Origin of the sequence: Pseudomonas sp. B21-047 (genome assembly GCF_024748775.1) — a bacterium.
Classification (GTDB): domain Bacteria; phylum Pseudomonadota; class Gammaproteobacteria; order Pseudomonadales; family Pseudomonadaceae; genus Aquipseudomonas; species Aquipseudomonas capeferrum.
This window is the reverse complement of sequence record NZ_CP087169.1, coordinates 1327192-1342395: the sequence shown is the minus strand read 5'-3', so window position 1 is coordinate 1342395 and position 15204 is coordinate 1327192. Positions and strand designations below refer to the sequence as shown.

At 62.9% G+C, this 15204-nt stretch carries 15 protein-coding genes; 7 read left to right on the top strand and 8 right to left on the bottom strand.

The window, feature by feature from the left end; all coding sequences use genetic code 11:
- The first annotated feature begins 110 nt into the window (after positions 1 to 110).
- Entirely contained in the window at positions 111 to 428 is a 318-nt protein-coding gene (gene sugE, locus LOY26_RS06195) for a quaternary ammonium compound efflux SMR transporter SugE (protein WP_033700779.1), read from the top strand.
- A 10-nt stretch (positions 429 to 438) separates the two neighbouring features.
- Here the strand turns inward: sugE and LOY26_RS06190 are convergent, their stop codons facing one another.
- Positions 439 to 2316, bottom strand: a complete 1878-nt coding sequence (locus LOY26_RS06190; RefSeq protein WP_186654588.1) for an MFS transporter — start codon at positions 2314 to 2316, stop codon at positions 439 to 441.
- A gap of 143 nt (positions 2317 to 2459) precedes the next feature.
- Between LOY26_RS06190 and LOY26_RS06185 the strand changes: the two genes are divergently transcribed.
- Positions 2460 to 2612, top strand: a complete 153-nt coding sequence (locus LOY26_RS06185) for a hypothetical protein (protein ID WP_186662999.1) — start codon at positions 2460 to 2462, stop codon at positions 2610 to 2612.
- Positions 2613 to 2679: 67 nt separating this feature from the next.
- A complete protein-coding gene (locus tag LOY26_RS06180) occupies positions 2680 to 6156 on the top strand; it encodes a hybrid sensor histidine kinase/response regulator (protein WP_033700781.1) in 3477 nt (1158 codons plus the stop codon).
- Here the strand turns inward: LOY26_RS06180 and rmuC are convergent.
- Complete coding sequence (rmuC, locus tag LOY26_RS06175) at positions 6128 to 7501, bottom strand: DNA recombination protein RmuC (RefSeq protein ID WP_186654687.1); 1374 nt, start codon at positions 7499 to 7501, stop codon at positions 6128 to 6130. The genes LOY26_RS06180 and rmuC overlap by 29 nt on opposite strands.
- Before the next feature lie 213 nt (positions 7502 to 7714).
- Positions 7715 to 8134 (bottom strand): tetratricopeptide repeat protein, encoded by a 420-nt coding sequence (locus LOY26_RS06170; protein ID WP_186654586.1) that lies wholly within the window; start codon positions 8132 to 8134, stop codon positions 7715 to 7717.
- Between the two features lie 952 nt (positions 8135 to 9086).
- On the opposite strand from LOY26_RS06170, the gene LOY26_RS06165 reads away from it, so the two are divergent.
- The 3 genes from LOY26_RS06165 (at position 9087) to LOY26_RS06155 (ending at position 11455) form a co-directional block, all read left to right on the top strand.
- Positions 9087 to 9311 carry a hypothetical protein gene (locus LOY26_RS06165; protein WP_033700783.1) on the top strand — a complete coding sequence of 75 codons (225 nt, stop codon included), beginning with the start codon at positions 9087 to 9089 and terminating at the stop codon, positions 9309 to 9311.
- A gap of 249 nt (positions 9312 to 9560) precedes the next feature.
- Complete coding sequence (locus LOY26_RS06160) at positions 9561 to 10043, top strand: hypothetical protein (RefSeq protein ID WP_047581696.1); 483 nt, start codon at positions 9561 to 9563, stop codon at positions 10041 to 10043.
- A gap of 146 nt (positions 10044 to 10189) precedes the next feature.
- A complete protein-coding gene (locus tag LOY26_RS06155) occupies positions 10190 to 11455 on the top strand; it encodes an OmpP1/FadL family transporter (protein ID WP_186662997.1) in 1266 nt (421 codons plus the stop codon).
- 41 nt (positions 11456 to 11496) lie between these two features.
- Here the strand turns inward: LOY26_RS06155 and LOY26_RS06150 are convergent, their stop codons facing one another.
- Positions 11497 to 12426, bottom strand: a complete 930-nt coding sequence (locus LOY26_RS06150; protein WP_033700787.1) for a LysR family transcriptional regulator — start codon at positions 12424 to 12426, stop codon at positions 11497 to 11499.
- A gap of 115 nt (positions 12427 to 12541) precedes the next feature.
- On the opposite strand from LOY26_RS06150, the gene LOY26_RS06145 reads away from it, so the two are divergent.
- Positions 12542 to 12802 (top strand): DUF2798 domain-containing protein, encoded by a 261-nt coding sequence (locus tag LOY26_RS06145; protein ID WP_186654582.1) that lies wholly within the window; start codon positions 12542 to 12544, stop codon positions 12800 to 12802.
- Between the two features lie 15 nt (positions 12803 to 12817).
- On the opposite strand, the gene LOY26_RS06140 is transcribed toward LOY26_RS06145, so the two are convergent.
- The 4 genes from LOY26_RS06140 to LOY26_RS06125 form a co-directional block, all read right to left on the bottom strand.
- A complete protein-coding gene (locus tag LOY26_RS06140; protein WP_033700789.1) occupies positions 12818 to 13369 on the bottom strand; it encodes a glutathione peroxidase in 552 nt (183 codons plus the stop codon).
- 46 nt (positions 13370 to 13415) lie between these two features.
- Complete coding sequence (locus tag LOY26_RS06135; RefSeq protein ID WP_258714486.1) at positions 13416 to 13538, bottom strand: hypothetical protein; 123 nt, start codon at positions 13536 to 13538, stop codon at positions 13416 to 13418.
- The gene (locus tag LOY26_RS06130; RefSeq protein ID WP_189673128.1) at positions 13535 to 14737 is read right to left on the bottom strand and encodes an MFS transporter; all 1203 of its coding nucleotides are present in this window, start codon (positions 14735 to 14737) and stop codon (positions 13535 to 13537) included. Before LOY26_RS06130 ends, LOY26_RS06135 begins: the two co-directional genes overlap by 4 nt.
- Positions 14738 to 14799: 62 nt before the next feature.
- Positions 14800 to 15204, bottom strand: a complete 405-nt coding sequence (locus tag LOY26_RS06125; protein WP_047581691.1) for a MarR family winged helix-turn-helix transcriptional regulator — start codon at positions 15202 to 15204, stop codon at positions 14800 to 14802.

Here is a 15204-nt window from a genome sequence, read left to right as displayed (position 1 = left end):
CCCAGCCATCAGAAAATGTGCACCCTATTGCCCACTGTGGGGACGGCCTCACGACGCACCGCGTGACCATTCCGGGGACGGCCCCATCGTTGGCAACAATGGAGGCACCTATGTCCTGGATCATCCTGTTTTTCGCCGGCCTGTTCGAAGTCGGCTGGGCGGTAGGCCTGAAGTACACCGACGGCTTCAGCCGCCCGCTCCCCACCGTGCTTACCGTCGGCGCCATGGTCATCAGCCTGGGCTTGCTGGGCCTGGCCATGAAAGAACTGCCGCTGGGCACCGCCTACGCCATCTGGACCGGCGTTGGCGCCGTGGGCACGGTGATCGCCGGGATCATCCTGTTCGGCGAGTCCATGGCCCTGGTACGGCTGGTCAGTGTGGCGCTGATCATCTGTGGCCTGATTGGCCTGAAAGTCAGCGCCAGCTGACCATGCCCGCTTAACGCAGGTCGCCGCGCAAGCGGCTGACCTGCTCGCGCAACAACTCAGGCTGCGCAGCCTCCACCGGGACCGCAGCGCCGGCCACGATGGTCACCCGCGACCACAAGCGCTTGAAAAACCCCTTGCCCGGATCACGGCTGAAAAAGCTGCCCCACAGCCCCTGCAACGCCAGGGGAATCACCGGCACCGGGGTTTCACCGAGAATGCGGCTGACCCCACCCTTGAACGCATCGATCTCGCCGTCGCCGGTCAACTTGCCCTCCGGGAAGATGCACACCAGCTCACCCGCCGCCAGGTATTCGGCGATGCGCGCAAAGGCGCGCTCGTACGTGGCCTCATCCTCGCTGCGCCCGGCAATCGGGATGGCGCCTGCGGTGCGGAACACGAAGTTGAGCACCGGCAGGTTGTAGATTTTGTAGTACATGACGAAGCGGATCGGACGGCGGATCGCGCCGCCGAGCAGCAGGGCGTCGACGAACGAGACATGGTTGCACACCAGCAGCGCCGCACCTTCGTCGGGGATGCGTTCGAGGTCGCGGTGCTCCACGCGGTACATCGAATGGCTGAGCAGCCAGATCAAAAAGCGCATGGTGAACTCGGGCACGATGCTGAAGATGTAGGCGTTGACCGCGATGTTGAGCAACGACACCACCAGGAACAGCTGCGGGATGCTCAGCTCGGCCAGCCCCAGCAGCACAATGGTGAGCACCGCCGACACCACCATGAACAAGGCATTGAGGATGTTGTTGGCAGCGATTACCCGAGCCCGCTGGTCCTCGGCCGTGCGCGCCTGGATCAGCGCATACAGCGGCACGATATAGAAGCCGCCGAACACCCCGAGCCCCACGATCGACAACAGAATCCACCAGGCTTGGCTCATGCCCAGTAGCGTCAACCAGTCGTGCGGCACAGGCGCAGCCGGCACATCGCCGGAATGCCACCACCAGAGCAGGCCGAACAGGGTCAGGCCAAACGAGCCGAACGGCACCAGGCCGATCTCCACCTTGCGCCCGCTCAGCCGCTCGCACAGCAGCGAACCGAGGGCGATGCCCACCGAGAACAGGGTCAGCACCAGGGTGACCACCGTGCCGTCGCCGTGCAGCCAGTCCTTGGCATACGCCGGGATCTGGGTCAGGTAGATGGCGCCGACGAACCAGAACCAGGAGTTGCCGACGATCGAGCGCGACACCGCAGGCGTCTGCCCCAGGCCCATGCGCAGGATTACCCAGGACTGCTTGAAGATGTTCCAGTCCAGTTGCATCTGCGGCGACACGGCGGCCGCCCGCGGGATCCAGCGGCTGGCCAGGTAGCCCAGCACGGCCGTGCCGACCACGCCACCCGCCACCACCGTGGCATAGCTGCCCGACGACATCATCACACCCGCGCCGATGGTGCCGGCCAGGATGGCCAGGAAGGTGCCCATCTCCACCAGCCCGTTGCCACCCACCAGCTCTTCTTCACGCAGGGCCTGGGGCAGGATCGAGTACTTCACCGGCCCGAACAGCGCCGAATGGGTGCCCATGCCAAACAGGGCTACCAACATCAGCGCCAGGTGGTTGGTGATAAAGCCCAGTGCGCCAATGGCCATGATGCCGATCTCGGCCAGCTTGATCGCACGGATCAGCGCGTCCTTGGCGAACTTCTCGCCAAACTGCCCACCCAGTGCAGAGAACAGAAAGAACGGCAGGATGAACAGCAAGGCGCACAGGTTGACCCAGATCGAACGGTCACCGTCGCCCAGGCTGAGCTTGAACAGGATCGCCAGGATCAGCGACTGCTTGAACAGGTTGTCGTTGAACGCACCCAGCGACTGGGTGATGAAAAACGGCAGGAAGCGCCGCTTGCCGAGCAAGGTGAATTGCGAGGGATGACTCATCGTCCTTGTTCCTGAGGGGCTTTTAGCGTTGGAGGCGCGCCGGGCGCAGAAAGCCACAAATCTGCAGGGTAAAAGCTGCTGCTGGCAAGCCCTCTGCTGCCTTATGCTGATACCCGGCAGACCCGTACGACAAGGACATGGCAATGCTCGCCGCCGTCAAGCACTACCCAGCGGCCGCACGCCGTGATACTGGCGGCAGTGTTCTACTGGATGGGCACCCGCAGGCATTGATGTTGGCGCTGCCGCTTGAGCAACGCCCTGCGACGACTCGCCACTGCGACCATCGTCTGCGCTGACGAACCGCCGCCTGCGTGCCAGACTGGTTGATCGGGACCGCGTTATTTTTTTTGCTCCGGAGTTTTCATGTCGTTGTCCAGCGGGCTGATCGCCGTGGTCGCCCTGGCCTATATGGCCATCATGTTCGCCATCGCCTTCTATGGCGACCGCCGCAGCACACCGTTGCCGCCGAAGCTGCGTGCCTGGGTGTACAGCCTGTCGCTGGCCGTGTACTGCACCAGCTGGACCTTCTTTGGCGCGGTCGGCCAGGCCGCCGAACAGCTTTGGGCATTTCTGCCGATCTACCTGGGCCCAGTGCTGCTGATGATCTTCGCACCCTGGGTACTGCAGAAGATGGTGCTGATCAGCAAGCAGCAGAACATCACCTCGATCGCCGACTTCATCGCCGCGCGCTACGGCAAATCGCAGACCCTGGCGGTGGTGGTGGCGCTGATCTGCCTGGTCGGCGTGCTGCCCTATATCGCCTTGCAGCTCAAAGGCATCGTGCTGGGCGTCAACCTGCTAATCGGTGCCAATGCCGATGCCACCGGCACCCGGGTGCAAGACACCGCACTGGTGGTGTCGCTGGTGCTGGCGCTGTTCGCCATCGTGTTCGGCACGCGCAGCCTGGATGTGACCGAGCACCACCGCGGCATGGTGCTGGCGATCGCCTTCGAGTCGCTGATCAAGCTGCTGGCCTTTCTCGCCGTGGGCATCTTCGTGGTGTTCAACCTGTACGACGGCTTCGACGACCTGTTCAGCCAGGCACGCCAGTCGATCCAGCTGGAAAGCTATTGGCAGGAGACCATCAACTGGCCCTCGATGGTGGTGCAGACCGCAGTGGCCATGATGGCGATCATCTGCCTGCCGCGGCAGTTCCATGTCACCGTGGTGGAGAACATCGAACCGCAGGACATGCGCCTGGCCCGCTGGGTGTTCCCGATGTACCTGGCCCTGGCCGCGCTGTTCGTGGTGCCGATCGCCCTGGCCGGGCAGATGCTGTTGCCCGGTACGGTGATGTCCGACTCGTTCGTGATCAGCCTGCCCCTGGCCGAAGCCCACCCGAGCCTGGCCCTGCTGGCCTTCATCGGCGGTGCCTCGGCCGCCACCGGCATGGTCATCGTCGAGGCCGTGGCCCTGTCGACCATGGTTTCCAACGACATGCTGCTGCCCTGGCTGCTGCGCCGCAATAATGCCGAGCGGCCATTCGAAGCCTTCCGCCACTGGATGCTCTCGGTACGCCGGGTGACCATCGTGGTCATCCTGCTGCTGGCGTATGTCAGCTACCGCCTGCTGGGCTCCACCGCAAGCCTGGCGACCATCGGCCAGATCGCCTTCGCCGCCGTGACCCAGCTCACCCCGGCCATGCTCGGCGCGCTGTACTGGAAGCAGGCTAACCGGCGCGGCGTGTTCGCAGGCCTGGCCGCCGGCATCTTCCTGTGGTTCTACACCCTGGTGCTGCCCATTGCCGCCCATAGCGTGGGCTGGTCGCTGGCGCTGTTCCCGGGCCTGGCGTGGCTGCATGGCAACCCGCTGAACCTGCCGATCAGCCCGCTGACCCAAGGCGTGGTGCTGTCGCTGGCGGGTAACTTCACGCTGTTCGCCTGGGTTTCGGTGCTGTCGCGCACGCGGGTGTCGGAACACTGGCAGGCCGGGCGCTTCATCGGCCAGCAGACCAGCGCCCGGCCCAGCAGCAAACCGCTGCTGGCCGTGCAGATCGACGACCTGCTGACCCTGGCCTCGCGCTTCGTCGGCGAAGAACGTGCCCGGCAGAGCTTCATCCGCTTCGCCTACCGCCAGGGCAAAGGCTTCAACCCCAACCAGAACGCCGACGGCGACTGGATCGAACACACCGAACGCCTGCTCGCCGGCGTGCTTGGCACCTCGTCGACCCGCGCCGTGGTCAAGGCCGCCATCGAAGGCCGCGACATGCAGCTCGAAGACGTGGTGCGCATCGCCGACGAAGCCAGCGAGGTGCTGCAGTTCAACCGCGCGCTGCTGCAAGGCGCTATCGAAAACATCAACCAGGGCATCAGCGTGGTCGACCAGAACCTGCACCTGGTGGCCTGGAACCGCCGTTACCTGGAACTGTTCAACTACCCTGACGGGCTGATCAGCGTGGGCCGCCCGATTGCCGACATCATCCGCTACAACGCCGAGCGCGGCCTGTGCGGCCCAGGCGAGGCGCAGGTGCACGTGGCCCGGCGCCTGCACTGGATGCGCCAGGGTCGTGCGCATTCTTCCGAGCGGTTGTTCCCCAACGGCCGGGTCATCGAACTGATCGGCAACCCGATGCCCGGCGGCGGCTTTGTCATGAGCTTCACCGACATCACCCCGTTCCGCGAAGCCGAACAGGCGCTGCGCGATGCCAACGAGGGCCTGGAGCAACGGGTGGCGGAACGCACCCATGAGCTGTCGCAGCTCAACCAGGCGTTGTCCGAAGCCAAGAGCCAGGCCGAAGCCGTGAGCAAGTCCAAGACCCGCTTCCTGGCCGCGGTCAGCCACGACCTGATGCAACCGCTGAACGCCGCGCGGCTGTTCTCGGCCGCCCTGTCGCAGCAGGCCGAAGGCATGAATGACGAGGCCCAGCAACTGGTGCAGCACATGGACAGCTCGCTACGCTCGGCCGAAGAACTGATCAGTGACCTGCTGGACATCTCGCGCCTGGAGAACGGCAAGATCACCCCGGACGCCAAGCCGTTCGCCCTCAATGAGCTGTTCGACACCCTGGGTGCCGAGTTCAAGGTACTGGCCGCCGAAAAAGGGTTGGAGTTCCGCCTGCGCGGCAGCCGCCTGCGGGTCGACAGCGACATCAAACTGCTGCGCCGGGTGCTGCAGAACTTCCTGACCAACGCCCTGCGCTATGGCAAAAGCCCGATTCTGCTCGGTGCCCGTCGCCAGGGTGAGCGCCTGTGGCTGGAAGTCTGGGACCGTGGCCCCGGCATCGCCGACAACAAGCTGCAGGAGATTTTCCAGGAATTCAAACGCCTGGACAGCCACCAGACCCGCGCCGAGAAAGGCCTGGGCCTGGGCCTGGCGATCGCCGATGGCCTGTGCCGGGTGCTCGGCCATTCGCTCGAAGTGCGCTCGTGGCCCGGCAAAGGCACGGTGTTCCGCGTCAGCGTGCCGATTGCCCGCCAGGCGGCACCCGCACCGAGTGCGCCGGTGGAACAGTCTGGCCAGCCGCTGGCCGGGCTGAACGTGCTGTGCATCGACAATGAAGACAGCATCCTGATCGGCATGAACAGCCTGCTCAGCCGTTGGGGCTGCCAGGTCTGGACCGCGCGCAACCGCGCCGAATGCGAGGCTTTGCTGACCAAGGGCATGCGCCCGCACCTGGCCCTGGTGGACTACCACCTGGACGACGGCGAAACCGGCACCGAACTGATGGGCTGGCTACGCGCACGGCTGGGCGAGCCGGTGCCTGGGGTGGTGATCAGCGCCGACGGCAGTAAAGAGACCATCGCCCTGGTGCATGCGTCAGGCCTGGATTACCTGGCCAAGCCGGTCAAGCCGGCCGCCTTGCGCGCCCTGCTCAATCGGCATCTGAGCCTGGTTCAGTAAGCGCTTCGCCCGCCGGGGTTTCATCGGACAGCGCCCGTTCCAGCAGGTCTGCCGGCAGGCTCTTGCTGGCACGGGCGCCAAGCAACTTCAGCTGCTCGGAGCGGCTGACCAGGTTGCCACGCCCCTCGCACAGTTTGTTGCGCGCTGCGGCATAGGCCTTGTCTACCTGCTGCAAGCGGCTGCCCAGTTCGTCCAGGTCCTGGATGAACAGCACGAACTTGTCGTACAGCCAACCGGCGCGCTCGGCAATCTCGCGGGCGTTCTGGCCTTGGCGTTCCTGCTTCCACAGGCTGTCGATCACCCGCAGGGTGGCGAGCAGCGTGGTCGGGCTGACAATCACGATGTGCCGGTCGAAGGCTTCCTGGAACAGGTTGGGCTCGGCCTGCAGGGCTGCCGAGAAGGCGGCCTCGATGGGCACGAACAGCAGCACGAAATCCAGGCTGTGCAAGCCTTCGAGGCGGCTATAGTCCTTGCTCGAAAGGCCTTTGACGTGGCTGCGCAACGACTGCACGTGCTGCTTGAGCGCGGCCTCGTCGTTGCTGCCGACGAACTGCTGGTACGCCGTGAGGCTGACCTTGGCGTCCACCACCACCTGCTTGTCGCCGGGCAACATGATCAGCACATCGGGCTGGAAGCGTTCGCCATCGGCGCTCTTGAGGCTGACTTGGGTCTGGTACTCGCGGCCCTTCTCAAGGCCGGCGTGCTCCAGTACCCGCTCAAGGATCATCTCGCCCCAGTTGCCCTGGGTTTTCTGGCCTTTCAGGGCCTGGGTGAGGTTGGTGGCTTCATCGGACAGGCGCTGGTTGAGCTGCTGCAAGCGCTCCAACTCTTTGCCCAGCGAGAAACGCTCGCGTGCTTCCTGCTGGTAGCTTTCCTCGACGCGCTTCTCAAAGGCCTGGATGCGTTCCTTGAGCGGGTCGAGCATTTGCCCCAGGTGCTGCTGGCTGGTCTGGGCAAAGCGTTGCTCGCGCTCGTCGAAGATTTTCGTGGCCAGGTCGGAGAACTGCGCACGCAGGGTATCGCGGGCCTCTTGCAGGTCTTCGAGACGCTGTTGGTGGCTCTCCTGCTGCTCGCGCAGTTCGGCGCCCAGCCGTGCGGCCTGGGCTTCCAGGCGCCGTAGCTCGGCTTCACGGTTGGCGCGTTCAAGGCTCCAGGCGTGGGCGGCATCGCGGGCGTTGTCGCGGTCGATCTGCAACAGCTCCAGTTCACGGCCCTGGGCTGCCAGCTGGGCTTGCTTGACGGTGTTGGCTTCGCTGAGGTCGCTGATCTCGTCGCGACCGGCCTCCAGTTGCGCCTGCAGCCCGGCCAGGGACAGTTGGGCGGCGTTGAGGCGCTCTTCGAGCAGGGCCTGTTCACCCTGCCGGGCCCCATGGCGACGCTGCACCTGCATGAGCCAACCCAGGCAGGGCACTGCACCCACCACCAAGCCCAGCAGAATGCTGGCCAGATCCACTGTCATGGTTACCCCGATCGAACCTTGATGAATGCTGCGCAGCTTATCAGCCTGGGAGGCAGGTTGCCTGCGCCCGCATAAGGGCCGCTAGTAGCCAAGCAGCGCTCAGCCTGAAAACCACTGCCCCAGCAGCCGCCGCGCTTCCTGCGAGCCCTGCGCCGCCGCCAGTTCCAGCCAGTAGCGGGCCTGCTCGGGCGCGTTGGCTTGGCATAACCTTGCATACTCCAGCTGTGCGCGCCGATCACCGGCACGGGCGGCTTGACGCAGCAGTTCGTGGCCGATGCGCCGGTCACGGGCGTTGCCGCAATCACGGCACAGCATCTGCCCCAACCGGCTCTGGGCTACCACGACGCCCTGGCGTGCCGGCTGTTTCAGCAGGCGACCAGCCAGATGCTTGACCTGAGGCTTGTCACCCAAGCGCGGGCTGTCGAGCAGCCATAGGGCCACTTTCAGGGAAAAGCGTTTGGGTGGGGGCACTGACGACGTGTCAGCCGGGTTGGCGAGGTGTTTACCGCGAAACTTCATGAGCAACAGGAAAGGTAACTCGAAAGGCGCGCCACTCTACTCCATTTTTCCGGGCATGGCCTGTCGATTTATGGAGGATTGAAGAATAATTTCGATGATCTTTTCTTGACGTTTTCAAGTGGATGACCAACCGGCCTACGGGCGCCCGAAGATTGTCAGACAGTTCCCTGGTTTGCTGGCACGCCCGTCCTAGAGCAAGCGCTCGGGACAATCCACAGTTCCTGTGGATAACTCGGTGGACAACCCCCTTCGGTGCCCCCAAAACCCCCGTAAACTGGGGGCTCCAGTCAAACTGACGATTTTTTCACCAGCAAAAATTAGTGTTTTTTTTCATTGACTTAGCTTCCCAGTCAAGTCATTGGCGAGGCGCTTGGAACCTGTTGCCGCCGTGTTACAGCCTGCGCGCCAAATGTGCACAAGTGCACCACAAGCCTTCGTTTGAATGCACAAAATGAGTACATCCACGCCAATGCCAGCCATTTACCCCTCTTCACAGCCTGCGAAAGAAGCGCCATACTGCTCGGCTAACCTGCACCCTTGCAGAAGCACTTGCCAAACCGTTTTTTTTTCGGTAAGGTGCACCTCGTTAGTACCAAGCTGAAAGTCAATTGGCCTTAAGCGTCCTTGCAGAATCGCTCCCCCAACAGCGAAGCCTGCTGAAACCAGGACCGGCCCACTCGATGATTCCTTCGCCAGCCATACGCTGCCCAAGCTCGAATCACCTAGCAGATTGATCAGGATCCCACCCCGATGGCCTAGAACCTTGGCCCCGGTGTGCTGCCTGCCCTCTGAAGTACCTACCAGTCAGCCCAAGCGCCCACTATTTGATTGCGCTCCCTCTGGCTGCTTTGTTCCAGTCAGGTTCGTTCGTCCCTTAATAAAGGCGTCACTGGAACGTTTCTATCATGCACGGATCATATCCTCCGTGTTTAAAGCAGGAACCTCCAATAATATGCAAACTCATCCGCACATTCAGGCTGCCATTGGCACCCTCTCCCAGGCCTTCTCGCCGTTGAAGTGCCTTATCGTTGCCCCTCGCAAGGGCAGCTTCAGCTTTACCCTGGTGGACGAACACGGCGTCGCCTGCCATACCGAACGCCTGTACGCCGATCAGTACAGCCGCAAGGAACCCCTGCAGGCGGTAATCGCCCGGACGCGTCAGTCGCTCACTGCGTGAGCGGCGAATACCTCGCTATTCAAGCGCTGAATCGCTGTTTCGACACCCTGCCCGATCGTTCTTGGCGTAATTGCCGCACGGCATATAGCCAAGGACGTCAGGCAGCAATCGATTTAAAAACAGCTCTTTACACCACGATTATCACACTACACTTCAACTCGAGCGGTGCTAGCCGCTTCCGGCGGGCCTGATCATTCACCAGCTGCCAAGCTCCAGCGCCCGTCCGGCCCTTACTTGCTCGAGGGCATTATGGGTATCGCTGCGAATGAATTGTGTCTGTATGTGATCCGGCCAACCCTGGTCTACCTGAACCGTCACTGCCCTAGCGCCGAAGCGTTGTTACTGGGCATTGCCGCCAGCCAGTCGGCACTCGGCTCAGCCTTGCACGACCGACGTGGCCATGGCCTCTACCGCATCGGCGAAACCCGCCACCAGGCGCTCTGGGACGAGTATCTCGCCCGCGATCCGGACCTCGCCAGCCTGGTCCGTGGCCTGGCCAGCCAACACGCCTTTCTCGGCGGCCCCCACCTTGAACTCACGGTAAACCTGCGCTACTCCACCGCCATTGCCTGGATGCTTGTCGAAGCCCAAGCCACGGCGCTACCGGCGGCTGACGACCTGCTGGGCCTGGCGCGTATCTGGCGGCAGGTTTTCCACCCCCAGGGTCGCCTGCGCGACTTCACTCAAGCCTGGCACACCTGCATAGATCAGAGATTGCCTCAGGCATCTTAGGAAACGCCCTACAGCATTACTGGAAAAAATGGAATTTTGGTCGGATTGTCCTACAAAACCGCTCTATCTCCTGTGATTGAGGCTATAGCGCGGCGCGCGATTTGTTGGTAGCTTTTCGCCCCGGAGATCCCAAGGAGTTTCTAATAATGAAAAAAGTAATGCTCAAAACCTCCCTCGGCGTAGCCGTTGCGCTTGCTTCCAGCCAACTGCTCGCCAGCGGCTTTGCCCTGAACGAACAGAGCATCAGCAGCATGGGGACAGGTTTCGCGGGACGTTCTTCTTCTGCCGATGATGCCAGCACCGTGTTTGGCAACCCGGCCGGCATGTCCCGCCTCAAACGCGAACAGATCACCGTGGGCGGCGCCGCCGTCATCGCCAAGTCCGATATCTCGGGCCGTGGCAGTAACCTCGGGGGGGAAACCGACGGTGACATGGTGCCGCTGGTCGGCGTACCGATGGGGTACTACGTCAAGCCGATCGATGATCACTGGAGCGTCGGTTTCGGCGTGTACGTGCCCTTTGGCCTGGTGACCGACTACGGCAGCGACGATGCCGCCCGTTACTGGGGCAAAAAGAGCCACGTCGAGGTCGTGACCTTCCAGCCAACCATCAGCTACGCCTTCAACGACAAGGTCTCGATCGGTTTCGGCCCAACCATCAACCGCATCAAGGGTGAACTGGGTTCGAGCCTGATCAACCCCTTCACCCCTGGCCGCAACGATGGTGAAGTGAAGATCAAAGGCGACGACACCGCCGTGGGTTACAACATCGGTATCCTGGTCCAGGCCACCGACAGCACCCGCGTCGGCCTGACCTACCACTCGATGGTCGACTACAAGCTCGAAGGCAAGACCCGCGTCAGCACCCCGCTGATCGGGCCGTTCAACGGTAACAAGTTCGACGCCACCCTGAAGATCAAGACGCCAGAGTCCGTCGACCTTTCGGTCACCCACGAACTCGACGACCAGTGGACCCTGTACGCAGGCAGCACCTGGACCCGCTGGAGCCGCCTGAAAGACATCACCGTGCAAAACGATGTGCCAGCGCCGCTGGCCGGTTCCGCGTTCCAGACCATCACCGAAGAGCAGAACTGGCACGACACCTGGGCACACGCCATCGGCGCGTCCTACAAGGTCAACAAGGAGTGGGTGCTGCGTACCGGCTTCACCGTCGACCAGTCGCCAACCAACAACCACGACCGTTCACCGCGCATCCCGACTGGCGATCGCAAGGTGTTCAGCCTGGGTGCGGGTTGGAGCCCGAACGAAGACATGACCATCGACGTGGCCTACTCCTACCTGTGGGAGGAAGACACCAAGGTCAACCAGGTCAGCGCGAGCAAAGGCAGCTACCAGGCCAAGTACGAGAACAGCGCTCATGGCGTCGGTGCCTCCCTTACCTACCGCTTCTGAGTCATCCCGCGCATGGAGAAACCGCCCTTGTGGCGGTTTTTTCATGCCTGGACCTGCCAGCTGTCACCCAGGCATTCGCGCAGGTAGTCCGTGAAGGCACGTACTTTGGCGGTCATGGCGAAACGATCGGCCAGGCACAGGTAGATATCCATCGGCTCGGTCTGGGCATAGGCCTGGCCGCTGTCGCTGTATTCGAACAAAGGCACCAGTTCGCCCGTGGCCAGGTAAGGCTGAACGATGAAGGCTGCCAGCCGGGTGATCCCGCCGTCGTGAAGCGCCATCTGGGTCAGGGCATCGATATCGTCGCTGATCAGCACGGTGCCGAACTCCGCCTCGAAACGCATGCCGTCGCGCATGAAGCCCCACCGCAGGAAGCGGCCATCCACCGGGTAACGGAACACCAGGCAGCGGTGCTCGCGCAGGGCTTCGGGCGTGGCAGGTACACCGGCGCTGGCCAAGTAACCGGGCGAGGCGCAGCAAATGAAGGGGATACGCGCGATGTGCCTGGCCAGCAGTTGGTCTTCCAATTGCGGGGCGATGCGCAGGCTGACATCCACATCTTCGCGCGCATGGTTGACCCGCCGATCAGTCGTTACCAACTCTATCGAAAGCTGCGGATAACGGGCACTGAATGCCGGGATCAACGGCGCCAGCACATGGCGACCGAAGGCCGAGGTCGACGCAATGCACAGGCGGCCCTGGGGCTCACTGTCGGGCGTGGTGACGGCCAGCTCGGCCTGGGCCAGATCACGCTCTACCTGCCTGACCCGCTCGTAATAGAGCGTACCCGCCGGCGTCAGCGCCATGCTGCGCGTGGTACGGCTGAGCAAGCGTACCTGCAGATGCGCTTCAAGCCGCGCCAGGTTCTGGCTCACTGCCGCCGGGCTTAGCCCCAGGTTGCGTGCACCTGCAGCGATGCTACCGGCTTCGACCACCTTGATGAAGCTGCGAATGGCATTGAGCAGGTCCATGTTGCGCCCTTTGGATTCGTAAGAATCTCTTTATAAAGAACTCAACCACGGTGGTCTACAAACCCTGCAGAGGTGATTGCTAACCTGCGCCCTCACTTACTGTTCTGGAGTTCGCATGAACAACCTGTCCCCGACACGCAGCCGGCGCAAACTGCGCCCCAGCGCCACACCCTACGTTTTCGCGTTCTACATGTCATCGATCATGGCGCTGTTGATGTGCTTTGTGATCACGGCCGCCAATGCGGGGGTGAATCCGCAGTACCTGGGCAATGTGCTGAAGGCTTACCAACTGGCCATGCCGGTGGCGTTTGTCTGCGTGTTGATGGTCAGGCCGCTGGTGGTGCGGCTGGTGGCGATCACTGTTCACCCTCATTGAATCGAAGGAATAGCACTACGGCTGCGATGCGATGGCCTTCTCGATCGCAGCCCTGAAGGCAGGGTCATCCGGCTTGGTCAGGCTGGAAAAATTGCCGATCACCTTGCCCTTGCGGTCCACCACATACTTGTAGAAGTTCCACTTCGGCGCACTGCTCTGGTTTGCCAGCTCGCTGAACAGCGGTATCGCATCCTTGCCGCGTACCGCCTGGGCCTTGGTCATGGTGAAGGTCACGCCATAATTGGCGTAGCAGACGTTGGCAATTTTTTCGCTATCGGGGTCTTCCTGCTTGAAGTCATTGGACGGTACACCGAGCATCTCCAGCCCCTGCTCGTGGTACGCCTTGTACGTTGCCTCCAACCCCTCGAACTGCGGCGCGAACCCGCAATAGCTGGCCGTATTGACCACCACCAGCGGCTTGCCGGCAAAGCGCTGGCACAGGTCGACCTGCCCCTTGCCACGCAACTCCGGCAGGCTGCCCTGCAACAAGGCGGGGCAATCCGCAGCCCAGCTCGACGTGGCGGCAAGCAGGCCCAGCACAGGCACCATCAACCAATGTGCACGCATCGTTCGTTTCTCCGGCAAGACAATCCATGAACTTGCAGGGTAGCGCTTAACAAACGCTCATGCCCAGTTGCATCAACGCCAGCCCACCCTTGTGCCAGCCCCACCCTACCAGCGCCAGCAGAGCGACAGCGGCGGCGGCCAGCAGCCCTTGGACCAAGTAGCGGTTCATGCGGCCTGGGCCTGCAGGCGGGCGACCGGGCGCTCACGTACCGGCCAACTGAGCGCCGCAGCCAGCAGGCTGAGCAGTACCGAAATCTGCCAGACCAGGTCGTAGTTGCCCGTGCGGTCATACACCACCCCGCCCAGCCAGCCACCCAGGAAGGCGCCCAACTGGTGGAACAGGAACACGATACCGCCCAGCATCGACAGGTTGCGCACGCCAAACAACGTCGCCACTGTGCCATTGGTCAGCGGTACGGTAGACAACCACAGCAAGCCCATGGCGATGCCGAACAGGTAGGCACTGGCCTGGGTCACAGGCGCCCAGAGGAACAACACGATCACCACCGCGCGCAGTAGATACAACCCAGTGAGCAGGCGCGGCTTGGACATGCGCCCACCCAGCCAGCCGGCGGTGAAGGTGCCGACGATGTTGAACAGGCCAACCAGGGCCAGCACCGTTGTGCCCGTGGTGGCTGCCAGGTGCTGATCGACCAGATAGGCTGGCAGGTGCACCCCGATGAACACCACCTGGAAGCCGCAAACGAAGAAACCCAGCGCCAGCAACCAGAACCCCGAATGCGAGCAGGCCTCACGCAGGGCCTGGCCCAGGGTCTGCTCAGCACCATGGCTAGGCAACGGGCGGTCGCGCAACATGCCGACCAGCGGCACGATCAATGCCACCAGCAGGCCCAACACCAGCAGCGCAGCAGACCAGCCCAACCACTCAATCAGGCCAAGCGTGCCTGGCAACATGGCGAACTGGCCGAATGAACCGGCAGCACTGGCAATCCCCATCGCCATGCTGCGTTTCTCGGCAGGCACGGCGCGCCCGACCACCCCCAGGATGACCGAGAACGAGGTGCCGGAAAGGCCGATGCCGATCAGCAGCCCCGCACTCAACGACAACGACCAGGGCGAATCGGCCATGCCCATCAGGATCAACCCGACGGCGTACAGGATGCCGCCGATGATCACCACCCGCGCCGCTCCCAGGCGGTCGGCCAAGGCACCGGCGAACGGCTGCGCCACCCCCCAAACCAGGTTCTGCAAGGCGATGGCGAAGGCGAACACCCCACGCCCCCAGCCAAAGTCGGCGCTCATCGGCCCCAGAAACAGGCCAAAACCGTGTCGCACACCCAAGGACAGCGCCAGAATCAGCGCTGCCCCCATCAGTACCCACCCGCTGGTTCGCCACACCGAAGTCATTGTCGTTATCTCCAGCACATCGCAAGGTTTACGGGTATATACCCGCTTATAGTCGTATCACTTCAGGCCAACTGTTCCAGCAGACGTACCAACTCATCGCGCTGCCCAACACCGAGGCGCTCGACCAGCAGCTCCTGAGCCTGCTCCCAGGCCGGGTAAGCCGCCTGCAACAGCGCCTTGCCTGGTTCGGTCAGCAGCACCACACGGTTGCGCTGGTCGTCGCCGCCTGCCAAGGCCACCAGGCCATCGGCTTCCAGCACCCGCAGGTTGCGCCCCAAGGTGCTGCGCTCAAGGCCCATGGCCTCGGCCAAGCTGGTAATGCTGGGGCGGTCGAGGCGCTGCAAGTGGCGCAACAGGGAAAACTGGGCGACATTGACGCCGAAGCCGGCAAGGGCCTCGTCATAATGCCGGCTCACCCCACGGGCGGCTCGACGTAAATGGGTGCAGATGCATTCACTGGTCAACAT

What these genes read in the sequence shown, in the direction of transcription:
- LOY26_RS06170 (WP_186654586.1), bottom strand. Translation starts at nt 8,134, where the DNA reads ATGAAGTTTCGCGGTAAACACCTCGCCAACCCGGCTGACACGTCGTCA.
- LOY26_RS06155 (WP_186662997.1), top strand. Translation starts at nt 10,190, where the DNA reads ATGAAAAAAGTAATGCTCAAAACCTCCCTCGGCGTAGCCGTTGCGCTT.
- LOY26_RS06185 (WP_186662999.1), top strand. Translation starts at nt 2,460, where the DNA reads ATGCTCGCCGCCGTCAAGCACTACCCAGCGGCCGCACGCCGTGATACT.
- LOY26_RS06150 (WP_033700787.1), bottom strand. Translation starts at nt 12,426, where the DNA reads ATGGACCTGCTCAATGCCATTCGCAGCTTCATCAAGGTGGTCGAAGCC.
- LOY26_RS06180 (WP_033700781.1), top strand. Translation starts at nt 2,680, where the DNA reads ATGTCGTTGTCCAGCGGGCTGATCGCCGTGGTCGCCCTGGCCTATATG.
- LOY26_RS06135 (WP_258714486.1), bottom strand. Translation starts at nt 13,538, where the DNA reads ATGAACCGCTACTTGGTCCAAGGGCTGCTGGCCGCCGCCGCTGTCGCT.
- LOY26_RS06125 (WP_047581691.1), bottom strand. Translation starts at nt 15,204, where the DNA reads ATGTTGACCAGTGAATGCATCTGCACCCATTTACGTCGAGCCGCCCGT.
- LOY26_RS06165 (WP_033700783.1), top strand. Translation starts at nt 9,087, where the DNA reads ATGCAAACTCATCCGCACATTCAGGCTGCCATTGGCACCCTCTCCCAG.
- LOY26_RS06190 (WP_186654588.1), bottom strand. Translation starts at nt 2,316, where the DNA reads ATGAGTCATCCCTCGCAATTCACCTTGCTCGGCAAGCGGCGCTTCCTG.
- sugE (WP_033700779.1), top strand. Translation starts at nt 111, where the DNA reads ATGTCCTGGATCATCCTGTTTTTCGCCGGCCTGTTCGAAGTCGGCTGG.
- LOY26_RS06130 (WP_189673128.1), bottom strand. Translation starts at nt 14,737, where the DNA reads ATGACTTCGGTGTGGCGAACCAGCGGGTGGGTACTGATGGGGGCAGCG.
- LOY26_RS06145 (WP_186654582.1), top strand. Translation starts at nt 12,542, where the DNA reads ATGAACAACCTGTCCCCGACACGCAGCCGGCGCAAACTGCGCCCCAGC.
- LOY26_RS06140 (WP_033700789.1), bottom strand. Translation starts at nt 13,369, where the DNA reads ATGCGTGCACATTGGTTGATGGTGCCTGTGCTGGGCCTGCTTGCCGCC.
- LOY26_RS06160 (WP_047581696.1), top strand. Translation starts at nt 9,561, where the DNA reads ATGGGTATCGCTGCGAATGAATTGTGTCTGTATGTGATCCGGCCAACC.